Origin of the sequence: Pedobacter frigiditerrae (assembly GCF_004331645.1) — a bacterium.
Lineage (GTDB): Bacteria > Bacteroidota > Bacteroidia > Sphingobacteriales > Sphingobacteriaceae > Pedobacter > Pedobacter frigiditerrae.
Genome location: NZ_SJSK01000003.1, coordinates 49,822 through 69,000 on the forward strand (window position 1 = coordinate 49,822; position 19,179 = coordinate 69,000).

The 19,179-nt window shown below is 35.8% G+C and carries 12 protein-coding genes; 11 read left to right on the top strand and 1 reads right to left on the bottom strand.

What is annotated here, in order from left to right:
- Window positions 1–3 precede the first annotated feature (3 nt).
- The 8 genes from EZ428_RS12045 to EZ428_RS12080 all read left to right on the top strand — a co-directional run bounded on the left by EZ428_RS12045 (window position 4) and on the right by EZ428_RS12080 (window position 11,718).
- On the top strand, window positions 4–669 hold the full coding sequence (locus tag EZ428_RS12045; protein WP_131553425.1) for a DUF3826 domain-containing protein: 666 nt from the start codon (window positions 4–6) through the stop codon (window positions 667–669).
- A 55-nt stretch (window positions 670–724) separates the two neighbouring features.
- A complete protein-coding gene (locus EZ428_RS12050) occupies window positions 725–1,861 on the top strand; it encodes a sialidase family protein (RefSeq protein WP_131553426.1) in 1,137 nt (378 codons plus the stop codon).
- Window positions 1,858–3,303, top strand: a complete 1,446-nt coding sequence (locus EZ428_RS12055) for a DUF4974 domain-containing protein (RefSeq protein WP_225871052.1) — start codon at window positions 1,858–1,860, stop codon at window positions 3,301–3,303. Before EZ428_RS12050 ends, EZ428_RS12055 begins: the two co-directional genes overlap by 4 nt.
- Window position 3,304: 1 nt before the next feature.
- Window positions 3,305–4,201 carry a sugar phosphate isomerase/epimerase family protein gene (locus EZ428_RS12060; protein ID WP_131553427.1) on the top strand — a complete coding sequence of 299 codons (897 nt, stop codon included), beginning with the start codon at window positions 3,305–3,307 and terminating at the stop codon, window positions 4,199–4,201.
- A 1-nt stretch (window position 4,202) separates the two neighbouring features.
- Window positions 4,203–6,716, top strand: a complete 2,514-nt coding sequence (locus tag EZ428_RS12065) for an L-rhamnose mutarotase (protein ID WP_131553428.1) — start codon at window positions 4,203–4,205, stop codon at window positions 6,714–6,716.
- Window positions 6,717–6,779: 63 nt separating this feature from the next.
- On the top strand, window positions 6,780–7,865 hold the full coding sequence (locus EZ428_RS12070; RefSeq protein WP_131553429.1) for a Gfo/Idh/MocA family protein: 1,086 nt from the start codon (window positions 6,780–6,782) through the stop codon (window positions 7,863–7,865).
- A gap of 79 nt (window positions 7,866–7,944) precedes the next feature.
- The gene (locus EZ428_RS12075) at window positions 7,945–9,534 is read left to right on the top strand and encodes an SLC5 family protein (RefSeq protein ID WP_131553430.1); all 1,590 of its coding nucleotides are present in this window, start codon (window positions 7,945–7,947) and stop codon (window positions 9,532–9,534) included.
- Between the two features lie 9 nt (window positions 9,535–9,543).
- On the top strand, window positions 9,544–11,718 hold the full coding sequence (locus EZ428_RS12080) for an alpha-L-rhamnosidase-related protein (protein ID WP_131553431.1): 2,175 nt from the start codon (window positions 9,544–9,546) through the stop codon (window positions 11,716–11,718).
- A gap of 112 nt (window positions 11,719–11,830) precedes the next feature.
- Here EZ428_RS12080 and EZ428_RS12085 read toward each other — a convergent pair whose 3' ends face one another.
- Window positions 11,831–12,613 carry an IclR family transcriptional regulator gene (locus EZ428_RS12085; protein WP_131553432.1) on the bottom strand — a complete coding sequence of 261 codons (783 nt, stop codon included), beginning with the start codon at window positions 12,611–12,613 and terminating at the stop codon, window positions 11,831–11,833.
- A gap of 240 nt (window positions 12,614–12,853) precedes the next feature.
- On the opposite strand from EZ428_RS12085, the gene EZ428_RS12090 reads away from it, so the two are divergent.
- Genes EZ428_RS12090 through EZ428_RS12100 form a run of 3 tightly spaced genes read left to right on the top strand, consistent with a single transcriptional unit; the run spans window position 12,854 to window position 19,127 of the window.
- Window positions 12,854–15,610 (top strand): family 78 glycoside hydrolase catalytic domain, encoded by a 2,757-nt coding sequence (locus EZ428_RS12090; protein ID WP_131553433.1) that lies wholly within the window; start codon window positions 12,854–12,856, stop codon window positions 15,608–15,610.
- Window positions 15,607–16,710 carry a glycoside hydrolase family protein gene (locus EZ428_RS12095; protein ID WP_131553434.1) on the top strand — a complete coding sequence of 368 codons (1,104 nt, stop codon included), beginning with the start codon at window positions 15,607–15,609 and terminating at the stop codon, window positions 16,708–16,710. Before EZ428_RS12090 ends, EZ428_RS12095 begins: the two co-directional genes overlap by 4 nt.
- Window positions 16,711–16,745: 35 nt before the next feature.
- Window positions 16,746–19,127 carry a sugar-binding domain-containing protein gene (locus EZ428_RS12100; RefSeq protein ID WP_225871053.1) on the top strand — a complete coding sequence of 794 codons (2,382 nt, stop codon included), beginning with the start codon at window positions 16,746–16,748 and terminating at the stop codon, window positions 19,125–19,127.
- Window positions 19,128–19,179: the final 52 nt, after the last annotated feature.

Consider the following 19,179-nt stretch of genomic DNA (forward strand, 5'->3'; position numbering starts at 1 on the left):
ATTATGAAAAAGATATTAGTATTCACATGTCTAGCACTTGCAATCACATTTGCAAAAGCACAAACACCAGCAGCGGCTGATGAAGAGAACAGTAAAAAAGCTGCTGAATGGGTTGCATCCTTAAATTTAGGTGATGCTCAAAAAGAGGCTCGTGTAAAAGACGTTGTGGCAACTCATTTAACTACTATCAGAAATTGGCATAATGCACATCCTGCTTCTACTGTTCCAGCAGGAATAAATCCAGTTACTGGAAATAAACTAAGTGATTTGGATAGAGAGATAATTGCTGATAGCGCAATACCTACAACGGTTCACACCGCTTTAATGGATGGTTTAAAGAAAGATTTAACACCAGAACAAGTTGAAGCAATCTTAGATAAATACACCATCGGTAAAGTTGCTTTTACAATGAATGGTTATAAATCTATCGTTCCAAATTTAACAGCTGATGAAGAAGCAAAAATTCTAGGATTTTTAAAACAAGCTCGTGAACAAGCGGTGGACTATAAAAATATGAAACAGATTTCTGCGATTTTCGAAATCTATAAGACAAAATCAGAACAATTTTTAAATAATAATGGTCGTAATTGGAGGACCATGTACAGCGATTATACCAAAAAGATTAAGGCTGAGAAAGAGAAAAAAGCTAAAGAAGGTAATAGAGGATAGGTAATAGGATAAGAATAAACTATTATCTATTTCTTATTACCCCAAAATAAAGATTATGCTAAAAAGAAAAATATACATTACAGTAGGGCTTGTTTTCGCGGTAGCGATAGGAGCAAATGCACAATTAGAAAAATGGCAAAAAGGAATCGTAAAACAAGAGTATTTATACGATAAAGCTCCTTTTCCATCATGTCACTCAGCCACAATTGTTGAAACACCAACTGGATTAGTGGCATCATACTTTGGCGGAACAAAAGAACGCGACCCAGATGTAGAAATTTATATCAGTCGTTTTGTGGATGGAAACTGGTTGGCACCAGTTTCTGCGGCAAATGGTATTCAGCCAGATGGCAAAAGATTACCAACTTGGAACCCAGTTTTATATCAAGTTCCTGGAGGCGATTTAATCTTGTTTTACAAAATCGGTCCAAAACCATCTGAGTGGTGGGGAATGATGAAAACTTCAAAAGATGGTGGTATAACTTGGTCAGAGGCTACAAAATTACTTGAAGGATATATCGGTCCTGTAAAGAATAAACCTGTTTTGTTAAGTAATGGAAATCTTTTTGCTCCATCAAGTAAAGAGGGCAAAGGATGGAGAATTCATTTTGAGGTGACTAAAGATATTGGTAAAACTTGGCGTACCATAGGTCCAATAGACAGCAGTGGTATGGATGCAATTCAACCTAGTATTTTACAACACGGCGACGGTAAACTTCAAATATTAGCAAGAACAAGAAACCGTGCTTTAGCAGAATCTTGGTCAACTGATAACGGAGAAACTTGGTCACCACTGGCAAAAACCAATTTACCAAACAATAATTCTGGCACTGATGCCGTAACAATGAAAGATGGCAGACACGTTTTGGTTTATAACCACGTTTTGCCTCCTGGAGAATTAGCGAAAGGACCAAGAACACCTTTAAATGTTTCCATTTCAAAAGATGGTAAACAATGGTATGCAGCATTGATTTTAGAAGATTCTCCAATTAGTCAGTATTCTTACCCTGCGGTAATTCAAACTTCAGATGGTATGCTGCACTTTATTTATACTTGGAGAAGAGAGAAAATTAAACACGTGGTTGTTGACCCTTCGAAATTAAAATTGAAGAAGATTGAAAACGGAGTTTGGCCAAGTATGAAAGGTTATAAAGCACCAGTTTTAACTGAAACAAAAAGCGAAGAACCGTGAGAAAAATAACCACAATCATCATAGCTAGGTGCCAAATAATCTTAAAGCAAAAAACAGCTTTATGGCTGCTATTGCTTAACTTTTTTTGCTTAAATCTTTTCGCACAAAGTGGAAATACAGATAATCAGTACAGAAAACCACTTTTACAAGTACTTAAGGATATTGAGACAAAGTTTGGTGTTAAGATTAAATACAGCGACCCACAGGTAAAAGACAAATGGGTAAACTATGCAGATTGGCGCTTTAGGACAGATGTTGACCAAACGTTAGACAATGTGTTAAAACCTTTAGACATGAAGGTTAACAAAGAAAAAGATAAAGTTTACAAGCTTAAGGAATATGAATATAACCGCTGGGATGTAAAAGATGGCTGGACTTATTTAGATACTTTGGCAACTAAATACAATGATGTAGCAAGCTGGGAAAAACGTAAAGCTTTAATCAAACCTCAATTGTACGAAGCTTTGTTATTATCACCATTACCGGCTAAACCAAACTCAAAACCCATTATTACTCCTAAAAGGATATTTGATGGTTATACGGTTGAAAATATTGCCATTGAAATTATGCCTGGTTTATACATCAATGGTTCATTATATAGACCATTAAATTATAAAGGTAAAATCCCTGTAGTTTTAAGTCCAGATGGGCACTGGGAAAAACAACGTTTTCGTGCCGATTGTCAGACTCGTTGTGCCATGATTGCCAAAATGGGGGCAATGGCATTTAGTTACGATTTATTTGCCTGGGGCGAATCAATGCTTCAATTTAAATATGAAGACCACAGAAAAGCTTTAGCGCAAACTGTACAAACCTTAGGAGGAATAAGAATTTTAGATTATTTCACTTCCTTAAAGGAAACAGATACAGCTAGAATTGGGATTAGTGGAGGTTCAGGTGCAGGAAGTCATTCTATTTTAATGACGGCAATGGATGCTAGAATTAAGTTAAGTGCGCCAGTGGTGGCCATGTCGTCATACTTTTATGGCGGTTGTCCTTGCGAAAGCGGAATGCCAATTCATTTTTGTGCTGGTGGAACAGATAATGTAGAATTAGCAGCAATGGCAGCTCCAAGACCTCAGTTAATTGTATCTGATGGTAGCGATTGGACTGCAGAAACGCCTCAACACGATTTCCCTTACCTACAAAAAATGTATGGGTATTATGGTGTAAGCAGCAAAGTTGAAAATGTTCATCTGCCAACTGAAAAACATGATTTCGGAATAAATAAACGTATTGCGTTATACGATTTTCTAATCAAAAACTTCAAGCTAAATGCTGCTACAGTAAAAGATAAAAGGGGTAAATACGATGAAACCAAGGTAACCATCGAACCAGAACCTGCATTATATGTATTTGGCGATAAAGGCCAGAATTTACCTAAAAATGCAATAATGGGTTTCGAAAACCTGAAGAAATTATTTCCAAATTTTAAATACTAAGATGCAAACGCAGGATAGAAGAACATTCATCAATACATTGGCGCTGATAACAGGAAGCTTAATGTTGCCTAGTGGGTCTTTATTTGCAACGGCTAAAAAGTCAAAATATAAAATTGCGGTAATTGATTTGATGATTTTAAAACGTCAAAAAATTAGTGCGCTGCAATTGGCAAAAGAAATTGGTGCAGATGGTTTAGAGATTGACATGGGTGGTTTAGGTGATAGAGAAACTTTTGATAACAAACTGGCAGACCCAAAAATTAGGCAAGAATATTTAGACAAAGCCAAAGAATTGAACTTGGAAATTTGTGCTTTGGCAATGACTGGATTTTATGCACAATCATTTGCAAAACGACCAACTTACTTGAAGATGATTCAAGATTGCTTGGATACAATGAAAGCAATGAATGTGAAAGTTGGCTTTTTACCATTAGGTGTTCAGGGCGATTTAGTGAAAAATCCAGAATTGCGACAGCCAATTGTAGAACGATTAAGTATTGTTGGGAAAATGGCTAAAAAAGCAGGTGTTGTAATTGGCATTGAAACTTCTTTAGATGCAAAAGGTGAATTATCATTGTTAAATGAAATTGGTTCAAAAGCCATCAAAAGTTATTTCAATTTTTCTAATGCGATAAAGAACGGAAGAGATTTACATCAAGAATTGAGGATTTTAGGTAGGAAAAATATCATCCAAATACATGCTACGAATGAAGATGGCGTGTGGTTAGAAAATGACCCTAAAATTGATTTGGTTAAAGTTAAACAAACATTAGATGACATGGGTTGGTGTGGTTGGTTAGTGGTTGAAAGGTCTCGTGATGCTAAACAACCTACAAACGTGAAGTATAACTTCAGTGCAAACACGGCTTATTTAAAAAAGATATTTCAACCTAGTTAAGATGAGAAAAAAACTAATTTTTTGTTGTTTACTAGGATTGATGTTTATGGGTTTTACATCCAGCGCAGCTGATATTTATGTGTCTTTAAAAGGCTCAGATGCCAATATTGGAAGCAAAGAAAAACCTTTAGCAACACTACATTCCGCTTTGCGTAAAGCAAGGGAATTACGTCGTTTAAATGATGCTACTGTAAAAGGAGGAATTCGCATTATCATTGAAAATGGAGTCTATAAATTAGATGAAACCATCATTTTAAAACCAGAAGATTCAGGTACAAAAGATAGCCCGACACAAATTATCTCTGCTCAAAATGCTAAAGTGATTTTTAGTGGTGGATTATCAATTAAAGGTTGGAAAAAGGTTTCAACTCCCATTGCTGGTTTGCTAAAAGAAGCAATGGGGAATATCTGGGTTGCTGAAGCACCATCGCCAGCTGGCAGAACTTTAGAATTTAGGCAACTTTGGGTAAATGGAAATAAAAGCACTAGGGCACGGGATAGAAATGGAGAAGTAATGAATCGGATTTTATCTTGGGATTTCAAAAACCAAACCTGTAGAATTCCAATTCCTAAAAACTTCAATCCAAAAAATATCGAAGGGATGGAAATGGTTATTCACCAATGGTGGGCAATTGCAAACTTGAGAGTTAAATCGGCTAAAGTAATTGGAAATGCAGTAGAATTAAGTTTTATGCAACCAGAAAGTAGAATTCAATCAGAGCATCCTTGGCCATCGCCATGGATTTCGAAAGATGGAAACTCTGCTTTTTACTTAACTAATTCTATCCAATTTTTAGATGAACCAGGTGAATGGTTTGAAGATTTAAGAAACCATAAAATATACTATTGGGCTACAAAAAATGAGCAAATGCAGACAGTTAATGTTGTGGTGCCGCATTTAGAAACATTGTTGAAAATTGAAGGAACAGTAGACCATCCTGTAGCAAATGTTTCGTTTAAGGGGATTTCATTTGAGCATTCTACTTGGTTAAGGCCATCTAAACAAGGCCACGTTCCTTTACAAACAGGAATGTTTATGCTCGATGCCTACAAGCTTCAAATCGCAGGAACTCCTGATAAGAAAGAATTAGAAAATCAGGCTTGGGTTGGCCGACCACCTGCGGCTGTTGAGGTAAGTTATGCAATAAATACCAGTTTTGATTCTTGCAAATTTGAGCATTTGGCATCAACGGGGTTGGATTACAAAAAAGGTACACAGGATAATTTAATCAGAGGGAATCTTTTTAAAGATATTGGTGGCTCTGGAATATTAATCGGAACATTTTCTGACGAAGCGATGGAAGCACATTTACCTTACAACCCGAAAGACCAAAGAGAGATTTCTACAAACGATAGAATTGAAAACAACTTAATTACAAACGTAACCAATGAAGATTGGGGCACAGTTGGTCTTGGAGCTGGTTATGTAAAAGGAATCAAGATATTAAATAATGAAATAAATGAAGTTTCATATTCTGCAATTAGCGTAGGTTGGGGTTGGACACCAACTATTAATGCAATGAAGAATAATGTAATCAGCGGTAATAAAATCCATCATTACGGCAAAAGAATGTATGATGTTGCTGGGATATATACTTTGTCTGCTCAACCTGAATCGTTTATCACAAAGAATTACATCGATAGTATTTACAAAGCGCCTTATGCCCATATCCCAAGTCATTGGTTCTATATTTATACGGATGAAGGCACGGCTTATTACACCATAAGAGACAATTGGACGCCAGCACAAAAGTATCTTCAAAATGCAAATGGACCTGAAAACATTTGGCAAAATAATGGCGATTTAGTAGCCGATAGCATCAAGCTAAATGCAGGTTTGCAAAAGAAATATAAATATTTATTGAAGGATAAATTTGCGAACAAATCTTCGCAACCCATCAATTTGGCAAACCAGCAAGTTATATTAGAATTGATTTTTAAATCAGGAACAAAACCAACTGAAGTACTTTTAAATTCATTTTTAAAAGCAAATCAGATTCCAGCTTCTTCAATTTACCAATGGGGAAACCGTGTGGTGATTTATTTCGCAACACAAATACCTAAAGAATTACGAAACAAGTTTCAAAAGCAATTCAGCAATGCTGAAGTAAAATTGTACGACAACACTTTTTACGATTTTACGAGGCAAAGGAATTGTTTGTTAGAACCTGCAAAGGAACGGGACCACATTATTTTATCAGCCAATTTAGTGAAGGATGAAAAAATGCAAAAAGAGTATTTGGATGAGCACGCCACACAATTTGATAAATGGCCAGAGCTTTCGAAAGGGTTTTGTAATGCAGATTTCCAGCAATTGGTTATTTATAGAAATGGTCGTCAGCTAATGCTAGTTATCAGCATTCCAAAAGGAGCAAATTTAGACGAGCTTAACCCAAAAACAACCTTAAATAATCCAAGAGTTGATGAATGGAATGCTTTAATGAAAAAATACCAAGAGGGAATTGAAGGAACAAAAAAGGATGAAGTGTGGGTTTTTTTTAAAAAGATAAATTAGGCGCTATACTGTCCCCCTCTGGAGGGGGTTAGGGGAGGAATTAAAATATTTATAATAAAATAGATGTTAAAACTAGGAATTTTAGGTTTAGGAGAAGGAAGAAGTACGATTTCTGCAGCATTGGCTAGTAAAGCTTATGAGCTGGTTACCATGTGTGATTTAAGCGAAGAAGCCTGTCAACAGAGAGCTAAGGAATTCGATTTCCATCATTATACTACAAATTATCACCATATGCTGGATAATAAGGAAATTGATGTAATTGCCATTTATACGCCCGACCATTTACACGCTGAGCACATTAAACAAGCCTTGCTTCATGGTAAACACGTTATTTGTACCAAGCCTTTTATAGATGATTTAGCTAAGGCAAAAGAATTATTAGAAGTTAGTAAGCAATCTGGAAAGAAAATTTTTGTTGGACAAAGCTCTCGATTTTTTGAACCTGCAAAACGCCAAAGAAAAGATTTTGAAGAAGGTTTAATTGGAGAGCTAATTTCCATTGAAGCCCAATATCACGCTGACCACAGGTGGTTTTTAGAAAAGGGTTGGTCGTTAAAACAATCCTTTAAATGGCTTTATGGAGGTTTAAGCCATCCGGTGGATTTCATTCGATGGTATTTGCCAAATATTGAAGAGGTGATGGGTTACGGAATGTTGAGTAGCAATGGGAGCAAAGCTGGATTAAAAAATCAAGACACCATGCATTTTATATTTAAAGCAAAAGATGGAAGAATTGCTCGTGTAAGTGGTGCTTATACAGGTCCAACACAGCCTGCTTATCGCGATAGCGGAATGAGCACCATTTTACGATGTACAGAAGGTGCTAGTCAAGCAGATTATCATGAATTGCGTTATGCGGTAACCGATAAAACGGGTGAAGAGAAAATTGTGGTTTGGGGAGATAGCGCTTTAAAACATTATTTCCGTTTCGAAGGGCAAAGTCACCACGCTGGTGAGTACCAAAATTACTTAGAATATTTTGCAGATAGCATCAACAATGACACTGTAGCATACCCAGATTTAAAAGAAGGAATTGGGACAGTTGCTTTGTTACAAGCGATGGACAGGTCGTTAGAAACTGGTTTGCCAGTAAAGATTGATAATGTTTTAAAAGAATATAATATTTCGAAAGAGGAGATAGGGCTTTAAAAACCTCACTCGTGGGGAAACGAACAGAGGCTAATAATTTCGGTTGGTAAGAGAATAAAACCAAATTAACAAACCAAATATGGGCAACATAGTAGAACGTTTAACGACTTTAGATTACATCATTGTAATCGCCTATCTCGTTATTTTAGTGGTTATAGGGTATCGAGCTAGCTTTTCTAAGGGCAAAAGATCTGATGAAAGCCTGTTTCTAGCCAACAAGTCCTTAAACTGGAGCAGTATTGGTTTTAACATGTGGGGCACCAATGTTGGTCCATCTATGTTGGTTGCATTTGCAAGCATCGGCTATGCAACGGGTATTGTTGCAGTAAATTTCGAATGGTATGCCTTTATTTTCTTATTTCTTTTGGCCATTGTTTTCGCACCCAAATATTTGGCAGCAAAGGTGAGTACAATGCCTGAGTTTATGGGCAACAGGTATGGGGATTCTACCCAAAATATCTTGGCTTGGTACGCATTGGTAAAGATTTTAATTTCTTGGTTGTCGCTTGGTTTATTTGCTGGTGGTGTTTTAGTTAGACAGATTTTGGGTATTCCGATGTGGCAATCGGTTACGGTTTTAGTGGCTTTTGCAGGTTTGTTTGCTTTTTTTGGAGGATTAAAAGCCATCGCGAAAGTGAATGTTTTTCAAATGATTTTATTGATTTGTGTTTCACTGGCACTAACATATCTAGGCTTAGAAAAGGTAGGTGGAATTGCAGCTTTATATGAAAAAACACCAAAGCATTTTTGGAATTTAGCACAACCTGCAAGCGACCCGCAATATCCTTGGTATGCTATTTTATTGGGTTATCCAGTTTCTGCTGTCGCTTTCTTCTGTACAGACCAGTCTATGGTGCAGTCTGTTTTGGGGGCGAAAAACCTAGAGCAAGGGCAATTAGGCGTTAGTTTTATTGGATGGCTTAAAATATTATCATTACCTCTTTTTATCATAACAGGCATATTGTGTTATGTTTTGTATCCAGGACTAGCCAATCCAGATATGGCTTACATGACAATGGTAACCAATTTATTTCCTCCTGGAATGAACGGCTTGGTAATCGTGGTGCTTATTGCCGTTTTGGTGGGTACAATTGGTTCTTGCTTAAATTCCCTAAGTACCGTTTTTACAATGGATGTTTATGTGAAAAAAATCAATCCTAAAGCAACTACAAAAGAAATTATTAAAGTGGGTAGATTAACGGTTATTGCAGGTTGTCTTTTTGCCATTTTTGTAGCCTTAGCCATAGATAATATTAAGGGACTTAAGTTATTTGATGTCTTTCAAGCAGTGCTTGGTTTTATCGCTCCACCATTATCAGTAGTGTTCTTGTCGACAGTTTTTTGGAAAAGAACAACTAAGAAAGCTGTTAATTTTACGCTTTCAATAGGCTCAATCATTAGCTTAGGAATTGGCGTTTGTTACCTATGGGTTTTACCATCATCAAAGTATGATTTTTGGCCACATTACATGGTTTTATCTTTCCTGATTTTTGCATTATTAGCCTTGCTCTCTGTAATTATTTCTTTGGCAGATACTTCACCATCTATTTACAAAATAAATGAAGAGCACCAAGCAAATATTGAGAAACCTACTCGTAGAGTATGGATTTCCTTTGGTGTATTGACTTTAATAATGATAGCCCTTTACATTTTCTTTAACGGACATTAATTCTAAGATATGAAGATTTTAAATACTAAGTTTTACATTACTCTTGCTTTATTTTTTAGCTTATTTATCGAGCAAGCTCAAGCTCAAAAAGCTAGTTGGATATGGTATCCAGGAGATTTTGATATTTACATGAGTAACGTAATGCAAAATCGCAGAACAGAAAGAGGTTCATTTTTTCCAGTGTTCTGGAAAATGGATAGTCACTTTGTTTTAGTAGATTTTCATAAAGAGTTTAATTTGGCAACGGCCGAAGAAGTTAAACTGTATGTAGAAGGAACTTATAATGTTAAAATTGATGGTCAGGCAATTACTGGTTTCCCAAAAACCATTACTATCCCTGCAGGAAAGCATAAATTAAGCTTAAAAGTTTATAGCACAGCTCAAGTGCCAGCCATTTTTGTACAAGGTAAAACTGTGGTTTCTGATGAGACTTGGTTAACCACTTTTGAGGACAAAGAATGGATTGATGCGAGTGGAAAAACATCAGATAAATCTGGAACAACCTTCGTTAATGCAGGAACGTGGAATTTAACTGACCCGTTAACTCCACCTTCAAAATTTAAGTTGCCAACAACTCCAATGTTTGCGGTTAAAACAGATAAAGTAAATAAAGGTTTTATTTCAGATTTTGGCAAAGAAACTTTTGGTTTCATCAAAGTTCATGGACTAAAAGGAAAAGGCAAATTAAATATCTATTATGGAGAATCGAAAGAAGAAGCTTTGTCGGTCGATAAATGCGAAACTTTAGATTTATTGGAGCTTGATTTATCTAAAAAAACAGATTCAATAATGATACTTTCTAAGGCGTTTAGGTATGTAAATATTCAGCCAGAAGGTGCTGTATCGCTCGATTCGGTTTCTATGCTTTATGAATATTCGCCTGTGGCAGAACGAGGAAGTTTTAAAAGTTCTGATGTTGAATTGAACAAGATTTATGACGTTTCTAAATACACTTTCCAGCTTAATACAAGAGAGTTTTTTATCGATGGCATTAAACGTGACAGATGGGTGTGGAGTGGAGATGCCTACCAAAGTTACTTAATGAATTATTATTCGTTTTTTGATGCGTCAACTGTAAAAAGAACATTGTGGGCACAACGCGGAAAAGATCCTGTTACAGCTCACATCAATACCATTATGGATTATTCATTCTATTGGTTTTTAGGTATTTATGATTATTATCAATATTCTGGAGATCAAAAATTCGTAGAAGATATTTATCCAAGGATGAAAACCTTAATGACTTACATTGATGGTCGTAAAAACAAAAATGGTTTATTAGAATGGATGCCTGGAGATTGGATTTTTATAGATTGGGCAGATAAATTAAGCAAAGAAGGCGAAGTGAGCTTTGAGCAGTTATTGTATTGCAGAAGTTTAGAAACAATGGCTTTATGCGCCAAATTAGCTAATGATAATGCAAGCGCAGTTATCTATTCTAAACAAGCAGCTGAGTTAAAAGCTAAAATATTTGCCTTGTACTGGAACCCTACTAAACAAGCTTTAGTTCATAGCCGTATTAATGGAAAGCAGACAGATAACGTAACTCGTTACGCCAATATGTTCGGTATTTTCTTTGATTATTTTACGCCAGCACAAAAATTAGAAGTAAAAAAGAATGTGTTGTTGAATGATAAAGTTGCCAAAATTACCACTCCATATATGCGTTTTTACGAGTTGGAGGCACTTTGTGCAATGGGGGAACAACTTTATGTTTTAAAAGAAATGAAAAATTATTGGGGTGGAATGTTAAAACTAGGAGCAACCTCATTTTGGGAAGAATATAATCCTGATAAGAGAGACACAGGACATTTAGCAATGTATGGTAGACCATTTGGTAAAAGCTTGTGCCATGCTTGGGGTGCTAGTCCAATTTATCTATTAGGTAAATATTATTTGGGTGTTAAACCTACTTCAGCCGCTTATCAAACTTATATGATTGAACCAAATTTAGGAGGTTTAGAATGGATGGAAGGTAAAGTGCCAACTAATAATGGAGAAATTGCTGTTTCGGTAAGTAAGAAAGAAATAAAGATTAAAGCAGCAGATGGTGTTGGTAAATTGAGATTTAGAAGTGTCACTAAGCCAAGTGTAAATGGAGCAGAAGTAAAAGAAATCTCAAAAGGTTTATACGAAGTAACGATACAAAAAGGAGTTGAGTATTTGGTGAAGTATCAGGGGTAGAAAGGTTTCGTCATTCCCGTGAAAACGGGAATCGTAAAGCACTTAATAGGTTTGCTTACCTGCTCAAAGCATTACGATTGCCAGTCAAGCTGGCAATGACGCCTTATTAAGTTTACAACCCTAAAACCCCAATCCTTTGCTCAATTTTTTTAACACATTTATTAGCTTCAGCTAATATCTCATCGTTCTTTATATTCTTGTTAATATTTAAAGTGCTCAGCATCGAGATGGTTAAACAAGCTATAATGCCATTTGTACTATGTTTTCCTATCGGAAGTGAAATGTCTGAAACACCTTCTGCTAAATCACTGGGTTTAAAATAAGCTCCAGTTTCTTTGATATTGGCCAAGGACGCTAAAAACTCATCTCTTTTAGGTTTTGGATATTTCTTGTAAATCGGATTAGCTTTTAAAACCGTGGTTCGCTCTGCTTCATTCATATAAGCCAATAAAACTTTACCAGAGGCAGTTAAAGGCAATGGAAATAGGTTTCCTTCCTCAATAGAAAGTGCAATTGGACCTGGGCTTTTTGCGTGGATAATTACCATTACTTGATTCATGTATAAAATGCTCAAGTGGCAAGATTGTCGAACGGTATCAGCCAGTTCTTCTAAAGGAAACTGTGCTGCTTTTCTCAATTCGTCTACAGGAGAGTGGCGATGTGACAAGTAAAAAAGCTTTAAAGATAAACGGTATTTGCCCGAAACTTCATCCCTTAAAATGTAGCCACGGCTCTCTAAACTCATCAACATCCTGTAAATTTCATTTGGGGTTTTATCAATTCCAATAGCAATTTCAGACTGAGAAAGTGGAATCGATTGAGCTGAAAGGTATTCTAATATATCAAGTCCTTTATCGAGAGCTGGAGCCTGATATTTTGATTCATTTTCGTTCATTATGCCAAGTAATATTTTATAGTTAGTTTTTCAAACATACAAAATGCTTTGTAATTTATTATTTTTCAAGATAGGTAATTTTTTTAGCTATAAAAATTTTCATATTTAAAAAAAACATTTATATTTGAATTGAAGCTTAAATATAATTAAAGCATTAGCAACCAAATTATAAACAGATATTATTTGTATCGCATAGCGATTAAATATTAGCAGCAACCAATGCTAATTTATTTAAAAAAAATGAACAGAATTCTAACAGCTTTCTTATTCTTTGTATTTGCTTTTCCTACTTATGGCCAGCAATTAAAAATTGTTGATTTAACTTGTGAATACAGGACAAATCCATTAGGAGTTGATGTTGCTAAGCCTTCTTTAAGCTGGAAACTGCAGTCTTCACAATACAATGTTCTTCAATCTGCTTATCAAATTATAGTTGCAGATAACTTAGGCGACTTAAAAAGCAACAAAGGCAATATTTGGGATTCGAAAAAACTTACTTCTAATCAATCTATTCAAGTAAAATATAATGGATTAAAGCTTTTATCAACTAAAAAATATTATTGGAAAGTTAAGGTTTGGGATAACAAAGGTTTATCTGCTTGGAGCAAAACCTCTTTTTGGCAAATGGGTTTATTGTCTATTACTGATTGGAAAGGCGCACATTGGATCGCCTACAATAAAATTACAGATTCTAATCAAACCGATCTTTGGGTAGATGGAAAAAAAGATACTTTCAAAGAAAACAACATTCTGCCAATGTTTCGCAAAAGTTTTGGCGTTACGAAGTCTATAAAAAAAGCTACCGTTTTTATTGCTGGTTTGGGGCATTTTGAAATGAACTTAAATGGACAAAAAGTAGGGGATGATTTTTTAGCTCCCGGCTGGACAAAATATGATAAAGAAGCCTTATATGTTACCTACGATTTAACAAAGCAAATAAAGGCCGGAGAAAACGTAATCGGGGTAATGTTGGGTAATGGGTTTTATTATGTTCCACCCATTTCTAGCAGATATAGAAAGCTAAAATCTGCTTTTGGTTATCCTAAAATGATTTGCCGTTTGGCGATAGAATATACTGACGGTACAAATGAAAATATCATTTCTAATCCAACTTGGAAAACAGCGCCATCGCCAATTACTTTTTCGAGCATTTACGGTGGCGAAGATCATAACGCAAATTTGGAACAAAAAGGTTGGGATTTGCCGAAATTCGATGATAGTAAATGGAAATCAGCTTTGCTTGTTGACGGACCGAAACTGAATGCGCAAAAAGAAGAACCAGTTAAAGTTTTTGAAAATTTTAGTGCGAAAACAATTCAGCCTGTAAATAATGGTGAATGGGTTTATGATTTAGGACAAAATTCATCAGCCATTATTGAACTAAAAGTTCGTGGCAAAAAGGGAGACACCATTCGCATTACTCCAGCAGAATTGTTAAAGGCTGATGGAAGTGTTACGCAACGCAATATTGGTGGTCCATCTTACTTCACTTACATTTTAAAAGGCGATGGTTTAGAAACTTGGCGACCAAAGTTTATGTACACTGGCTTTCGCTACTTGCAAGTAAAAGGCGGGGTTCCAGTTAGCAAAGAAAATTCATCAAATAGAGCTATTATTGAAGATTTGAAAGGTCTTCACATCCGCAATGCGGCAACAACAGTTGGCAGTTTTAATAGCTCAAATGAATTGTTCAATAAAACATTTACGTTAATTGATTGGGCGATTAAAAGCAATATGGTCAGTGTATTTACCGATTGCCCGCATCGTGAAAAATTAGGCTGGTTAGAAGAATTACACTTAATGGGAAGTTCGGTTCGCTATAATTATGATGTAGCCCCGTTATTTAAAAAAGCCTTGCAGGATATGAAAAATTCGCAAACTGCTGATGGTTTAATCCCTGAAATTGCACCAGAATATGTTCAGTTTACTTGGGGTGGAGATATGTTTCGTGACTCTCCAGAATGGGGTAGTAGTGGGATTTTAATGCCTTGGTATTTGTATCAATGGTATGGTGATAAACAAGCCGTGGTTGATTATTACCCAATGATGCAACGTTACATCAACTATTTAAAGACGAAAGCAAACAACCATATTTTAGCTCAAGGTTTAGGCGACTGGTACGATTTAGGCCCAAATCCTCCTGGTGTTTCTCAATTAACGCCAATGGGAGTTACGGGAACGGCAATCTATTATTACGACTTAAAAATACTAGAAAAAATTGCTAATCTAATAGGCAAACCCCAAGATGCGATTGCATATAAAAATCTTGCAGTTGAAGTTCGTAAAGCCTTTAATGCTAAATTCTTTAATGCCGAAACCAAGCAATATGCAACTGGTAGTCAAGCTGCAAATGCAATGGCTGTTTATATGGAATTGGTTGAGCCACAGTACAAACAAGCTGTCGTAGATAACATCATAAAAGACATTAGAAGCAAAAATAATAGCCTTACCGCAGGAGATATTGGTTACCGTTATTTATTAAGGGTTTTGGAAGATGAAGGCAGGTCTGATGTGATATTTGATATGAATAGTCGCTCTGATGTACCTGGTTACGGAATGCAAATTGCAAAAGGTGCTACTGCTTTAACAGAAAGCTGGGCAGCATTGCCAACAGTTTCCAACAATCATTTCATGTTAGGTCATTTAATGGAATGGTTTTATAGTGGTGTGGGTGGCATTAGGCAAGATGAAGGTGCTATCGCTTTTAACAAGATTAAAATCCAGCCAGAAATTGTTGGGGATTTAACCTCCGCTAACACAAGCTACAATTCTCCTTATGGTTTAATTACCACCAATTGGAAAAAATCAGCAACGAGTTTTGAGCTTGAAGTAAACATTCCTGCAAATACATCGGCTACAGTTTATTTACCTGTAAACGGACCACAAAGCATAATTAATGAAGGTAATGGAGAGTTCAAAATTCTTAATTACGATGGGAATAAAGCAAAAATTGCCATAGGTTCTGGCGTTTATAAATTTAAAGTTCAAAACAAATGAGAAAGATAAGTTTAGCTTTTTTCCTGTTTGTTTGTGCATTAAAAGTAAATGCTCAAAAATCTAATCCTGTTTCTCAAGCAGAAATGGAAAAGATTTATCAAGAAGTAAAAACACCTTTTAAATATGGTTTAGTGTTAGTTCCTAATGATGAACAACATAAAATGGATTGCCCAACTATTTTCCGAAAAGGGAAATTTTGGTACATGACTTACTTGATTTACAGTGGAAGAGGTTATGAAACTTGGTTGGCAAAAAGTAAGGATTTATTGAACTGGGAAACCCTCGGCAAACAAATGTCATTTGGTGATGCAGGCAACTGGGATGACAATCAAAAAGCAGGTTACAATGCTTTAAGCAATACAAAATGGGATGGAAATTATAAGCTGTCTAAATTCGATGGCAAATATTGGATGTCTTATTTCGGTGGTAAGGAAAAAGGTTATGAAACTGAACCCTTATCTATCGGAATGGCTTATGTAGAAAGTAATCCTTGGTCTGCTCAAGAATGGACAAGATTAGCAAAACCAGTTTTAACTTCAGCAGATGCTGATGTAAGGTGGTGGGAAAACAGGAATAAACTTTTCAAAAGTTCGATAATTGAAGATAAAGAAAAGTTAACAGGACATCACTTTGTGATGTATTACAATGCAGTTGGCGATTCGTTGGTAAACAATAAAAAAACAAGGTGGTATGAGCGCATTGGAATGGCTGTTTCTGATGACATGGTAAATTGGAAAAGATTTCAGAAAAATCCGGTTGTTCATCACCCAGTTGGGATAACAGGAGACGGAGTGATACAGCAAATAAATAATACTTGGGTAATGTTTTATTTCGGTGCTTTTTGGGAAGATAGAAAAGGCGCATTTAATCGTTTTGCTGCTTCAAATGATTTAGTGAACTGGACAGATTGGAACGGCGAAAACCTTATTCAGTCTTCAGAAAAATATGATGAATTATATGCGCATAAATCTTTCGTGTTAAAACATAAAGGAATTGTTTATCATTTCTATTGTGCGGTAAATAAGAAAAACCAACGAGGAATTGCAGTTGCAACTTCAAGAGATTTAGGGAAAAGTAAAGTGAATTTTGTAAACCAGTAATGATTAACAATTTAAAATATAAAATCTTATTTCTAATGCTTTTTGCGAGCGTTGGAACTTATGCGCAATCAAGAGTTAGAGAAAGTTTTAACAAAAATTGGAAGTTCTTTTTAGGCGATGAGCCTAAAGCAAAAAGCACAACTTTTAATGATGCTAAATGGCGTAAATTAACATTACCCCACGATTGGAGCATTGAAGGGAAATTCGACGAGAAAAATCCTGCTAAACCAGAGGGTGGTGGATTACCGACTGGAATTGGTTGGTATAGAAAAGATTTTATCGCTCCAGCAAATTTTCAAAATAGAATTACAACCATAGAATTTGATGGTGTTTACAAAAACTCCGAGGTTTGGTTAAATGGTCAATTTATAGGCAAACGTCCGTATGGCTACATCTCATTTGCTTACGATTTAAGCAAATATCTAAAAGCAGGTAAAAATACCATCGTTGTTAAGGTAGATAATTCTGCCCAACCAGATTCACGTTGGTATTCGGGTTCTGGAATTTACAGAAATGTATGGTTAACCTCAACTTCAAAAGTGGCAATTGCTCATTGGGGAGTGAAAGTAGACCCACAACTTTCTACAGATGGGAGCAAGGTTTTAGTTAATGTTGGTACTATCATTTACAACAAGACCAAACAAAATCAAACTGGTGCTTTAATCAACTCAATTTATGATGAAAATGGCAAGTTAGTTAAAAAGAGTAATTCATATTTTTTAAAACTAGATACCGGTAACCTAGATATGACTACAGATTTATCTATCAAAAATCCAATTCTATGGTCGGTGGCTCATCCAAAACAATATAAATTGGTTACTGAAATTTTGCAGAATGGAAAAGTAATCGATAGCAAAACCACTTTATTCGGTATTCGTTCATTCAATTTTGATGCTCAAAAAGGTTTTTCATTAAACGGAAAATCAATGAAGATTCAAGGTGTTTGTTTGCACCATGATTTAGGTGCTTTAGGTGCAGCTGTAAATGTCAGCGCAATGGAGCGTCAGTTAGAAATCATGAAAGCGATGGGCGTAAACGCAATAAGAACAGCGCACAATCCTCCAGCGCCAGAATTTCTAGATCTATGTGATAAAATGGGCTTTTTGGTAATGGATGAAGCTTTTGACATGTGGGCTAAAAAGAAAAATAAAAACGATTACCATTTAAATTTCCCCAATTGGCATAGAACAGATTTGGAAGATATGGTTAAGCGTGATATTAATCACCCATCCATCATTTTATGGAGTATTGGAAATGAAATTCGCGAACAGTTTGATAGTACAGGTATTGCGCTCACTAAAGAACTGGTTACCATTGTTAAAAATTTAGATAGAACTCGCCCCGTAATTTCTGCACTTACAGAAACCATTGCCGAAAAAAACTTCATCTACCAAGCTGGTGCTTTAGATATTTACGGATTAAATTATAACCATAAAAAGTATAAAGATTTCCCAATTAACTATCCGAATGTTAAGTTTTTAGCTGCAGAAACTACGTCTGCTTTAGAAACTAGAGGTTATTATGATACTGCCGATAGCATTCGCCGTTGGCCAAAAGACGGGAAAACCAAATTTACAGAAGGTAATAAGGATTGGGCAGCTTCAGCCTATGATAATGTTTCAGCCTATTGGGGTTCAACCCATGAAGAAACTTTAAAGGAAGCTAAAAAATACAACCATGTTTCGGGCATTTTTGTATGGACTGGATTTGATTATTTGGGCGAACCTTTGCCTTATGCTTGGCCTGCTAGAAGCTCTTATTTTGGTATTGTAGACTTGGCAGGCTTCCCTAAAGATTCTTATTATTTATACCAAAGCGAGTGGACCAACAAACCTGTTTTACACATCTTACCGCATTGGAACTGGTCAGCAGGCAGATCTGTGGAGGTTTGGGCTTATTACAACAATGCTGATGAAGTAGAATTGTATCTGAATGGAAAATCGCTTGGCAAAAAGAGCAAACAAGGCGAAGATTTGCACGTGATGTGGAAGGTGAATTATGAAGTTGGAACGTTAAAAGCCATTTCTCGCAAAGGCGGAAAAGAAGTTTTGGTTAGAGAAATTAAAACTGCAGGTGCTCCAGCTAAAATTGAATTGATTGCTGATAGAAAAAATATTAAAGCCGATGGTAAAGATTTATCATTTATTACAGTCAGGGTTTTAGATAAGGATGGGAGTTTAGTGCCAAATGCGGATAATTTAGTGAATTTTAAAATAGAAGGAGAAGGTTTCATTGCCGGAGTTGACAATGGATTTCAAGCAAGTTTAGAGCCTTTTAAAGCAAGCTATAGAAAAGCATTTAACGGACTTTGTTTGGCGATAATTCAAGCCAAAGAAAAAGCTGGAACCATTAAATTAACAGCAACTTCGAATGGATTAGCAAGTTCATCGATTTTGATAACAACAGTGAAGAAATAAAAATATCTCCCGCAGATTTAACAGATTCCGCAGATGATAATTAATCTGCGTA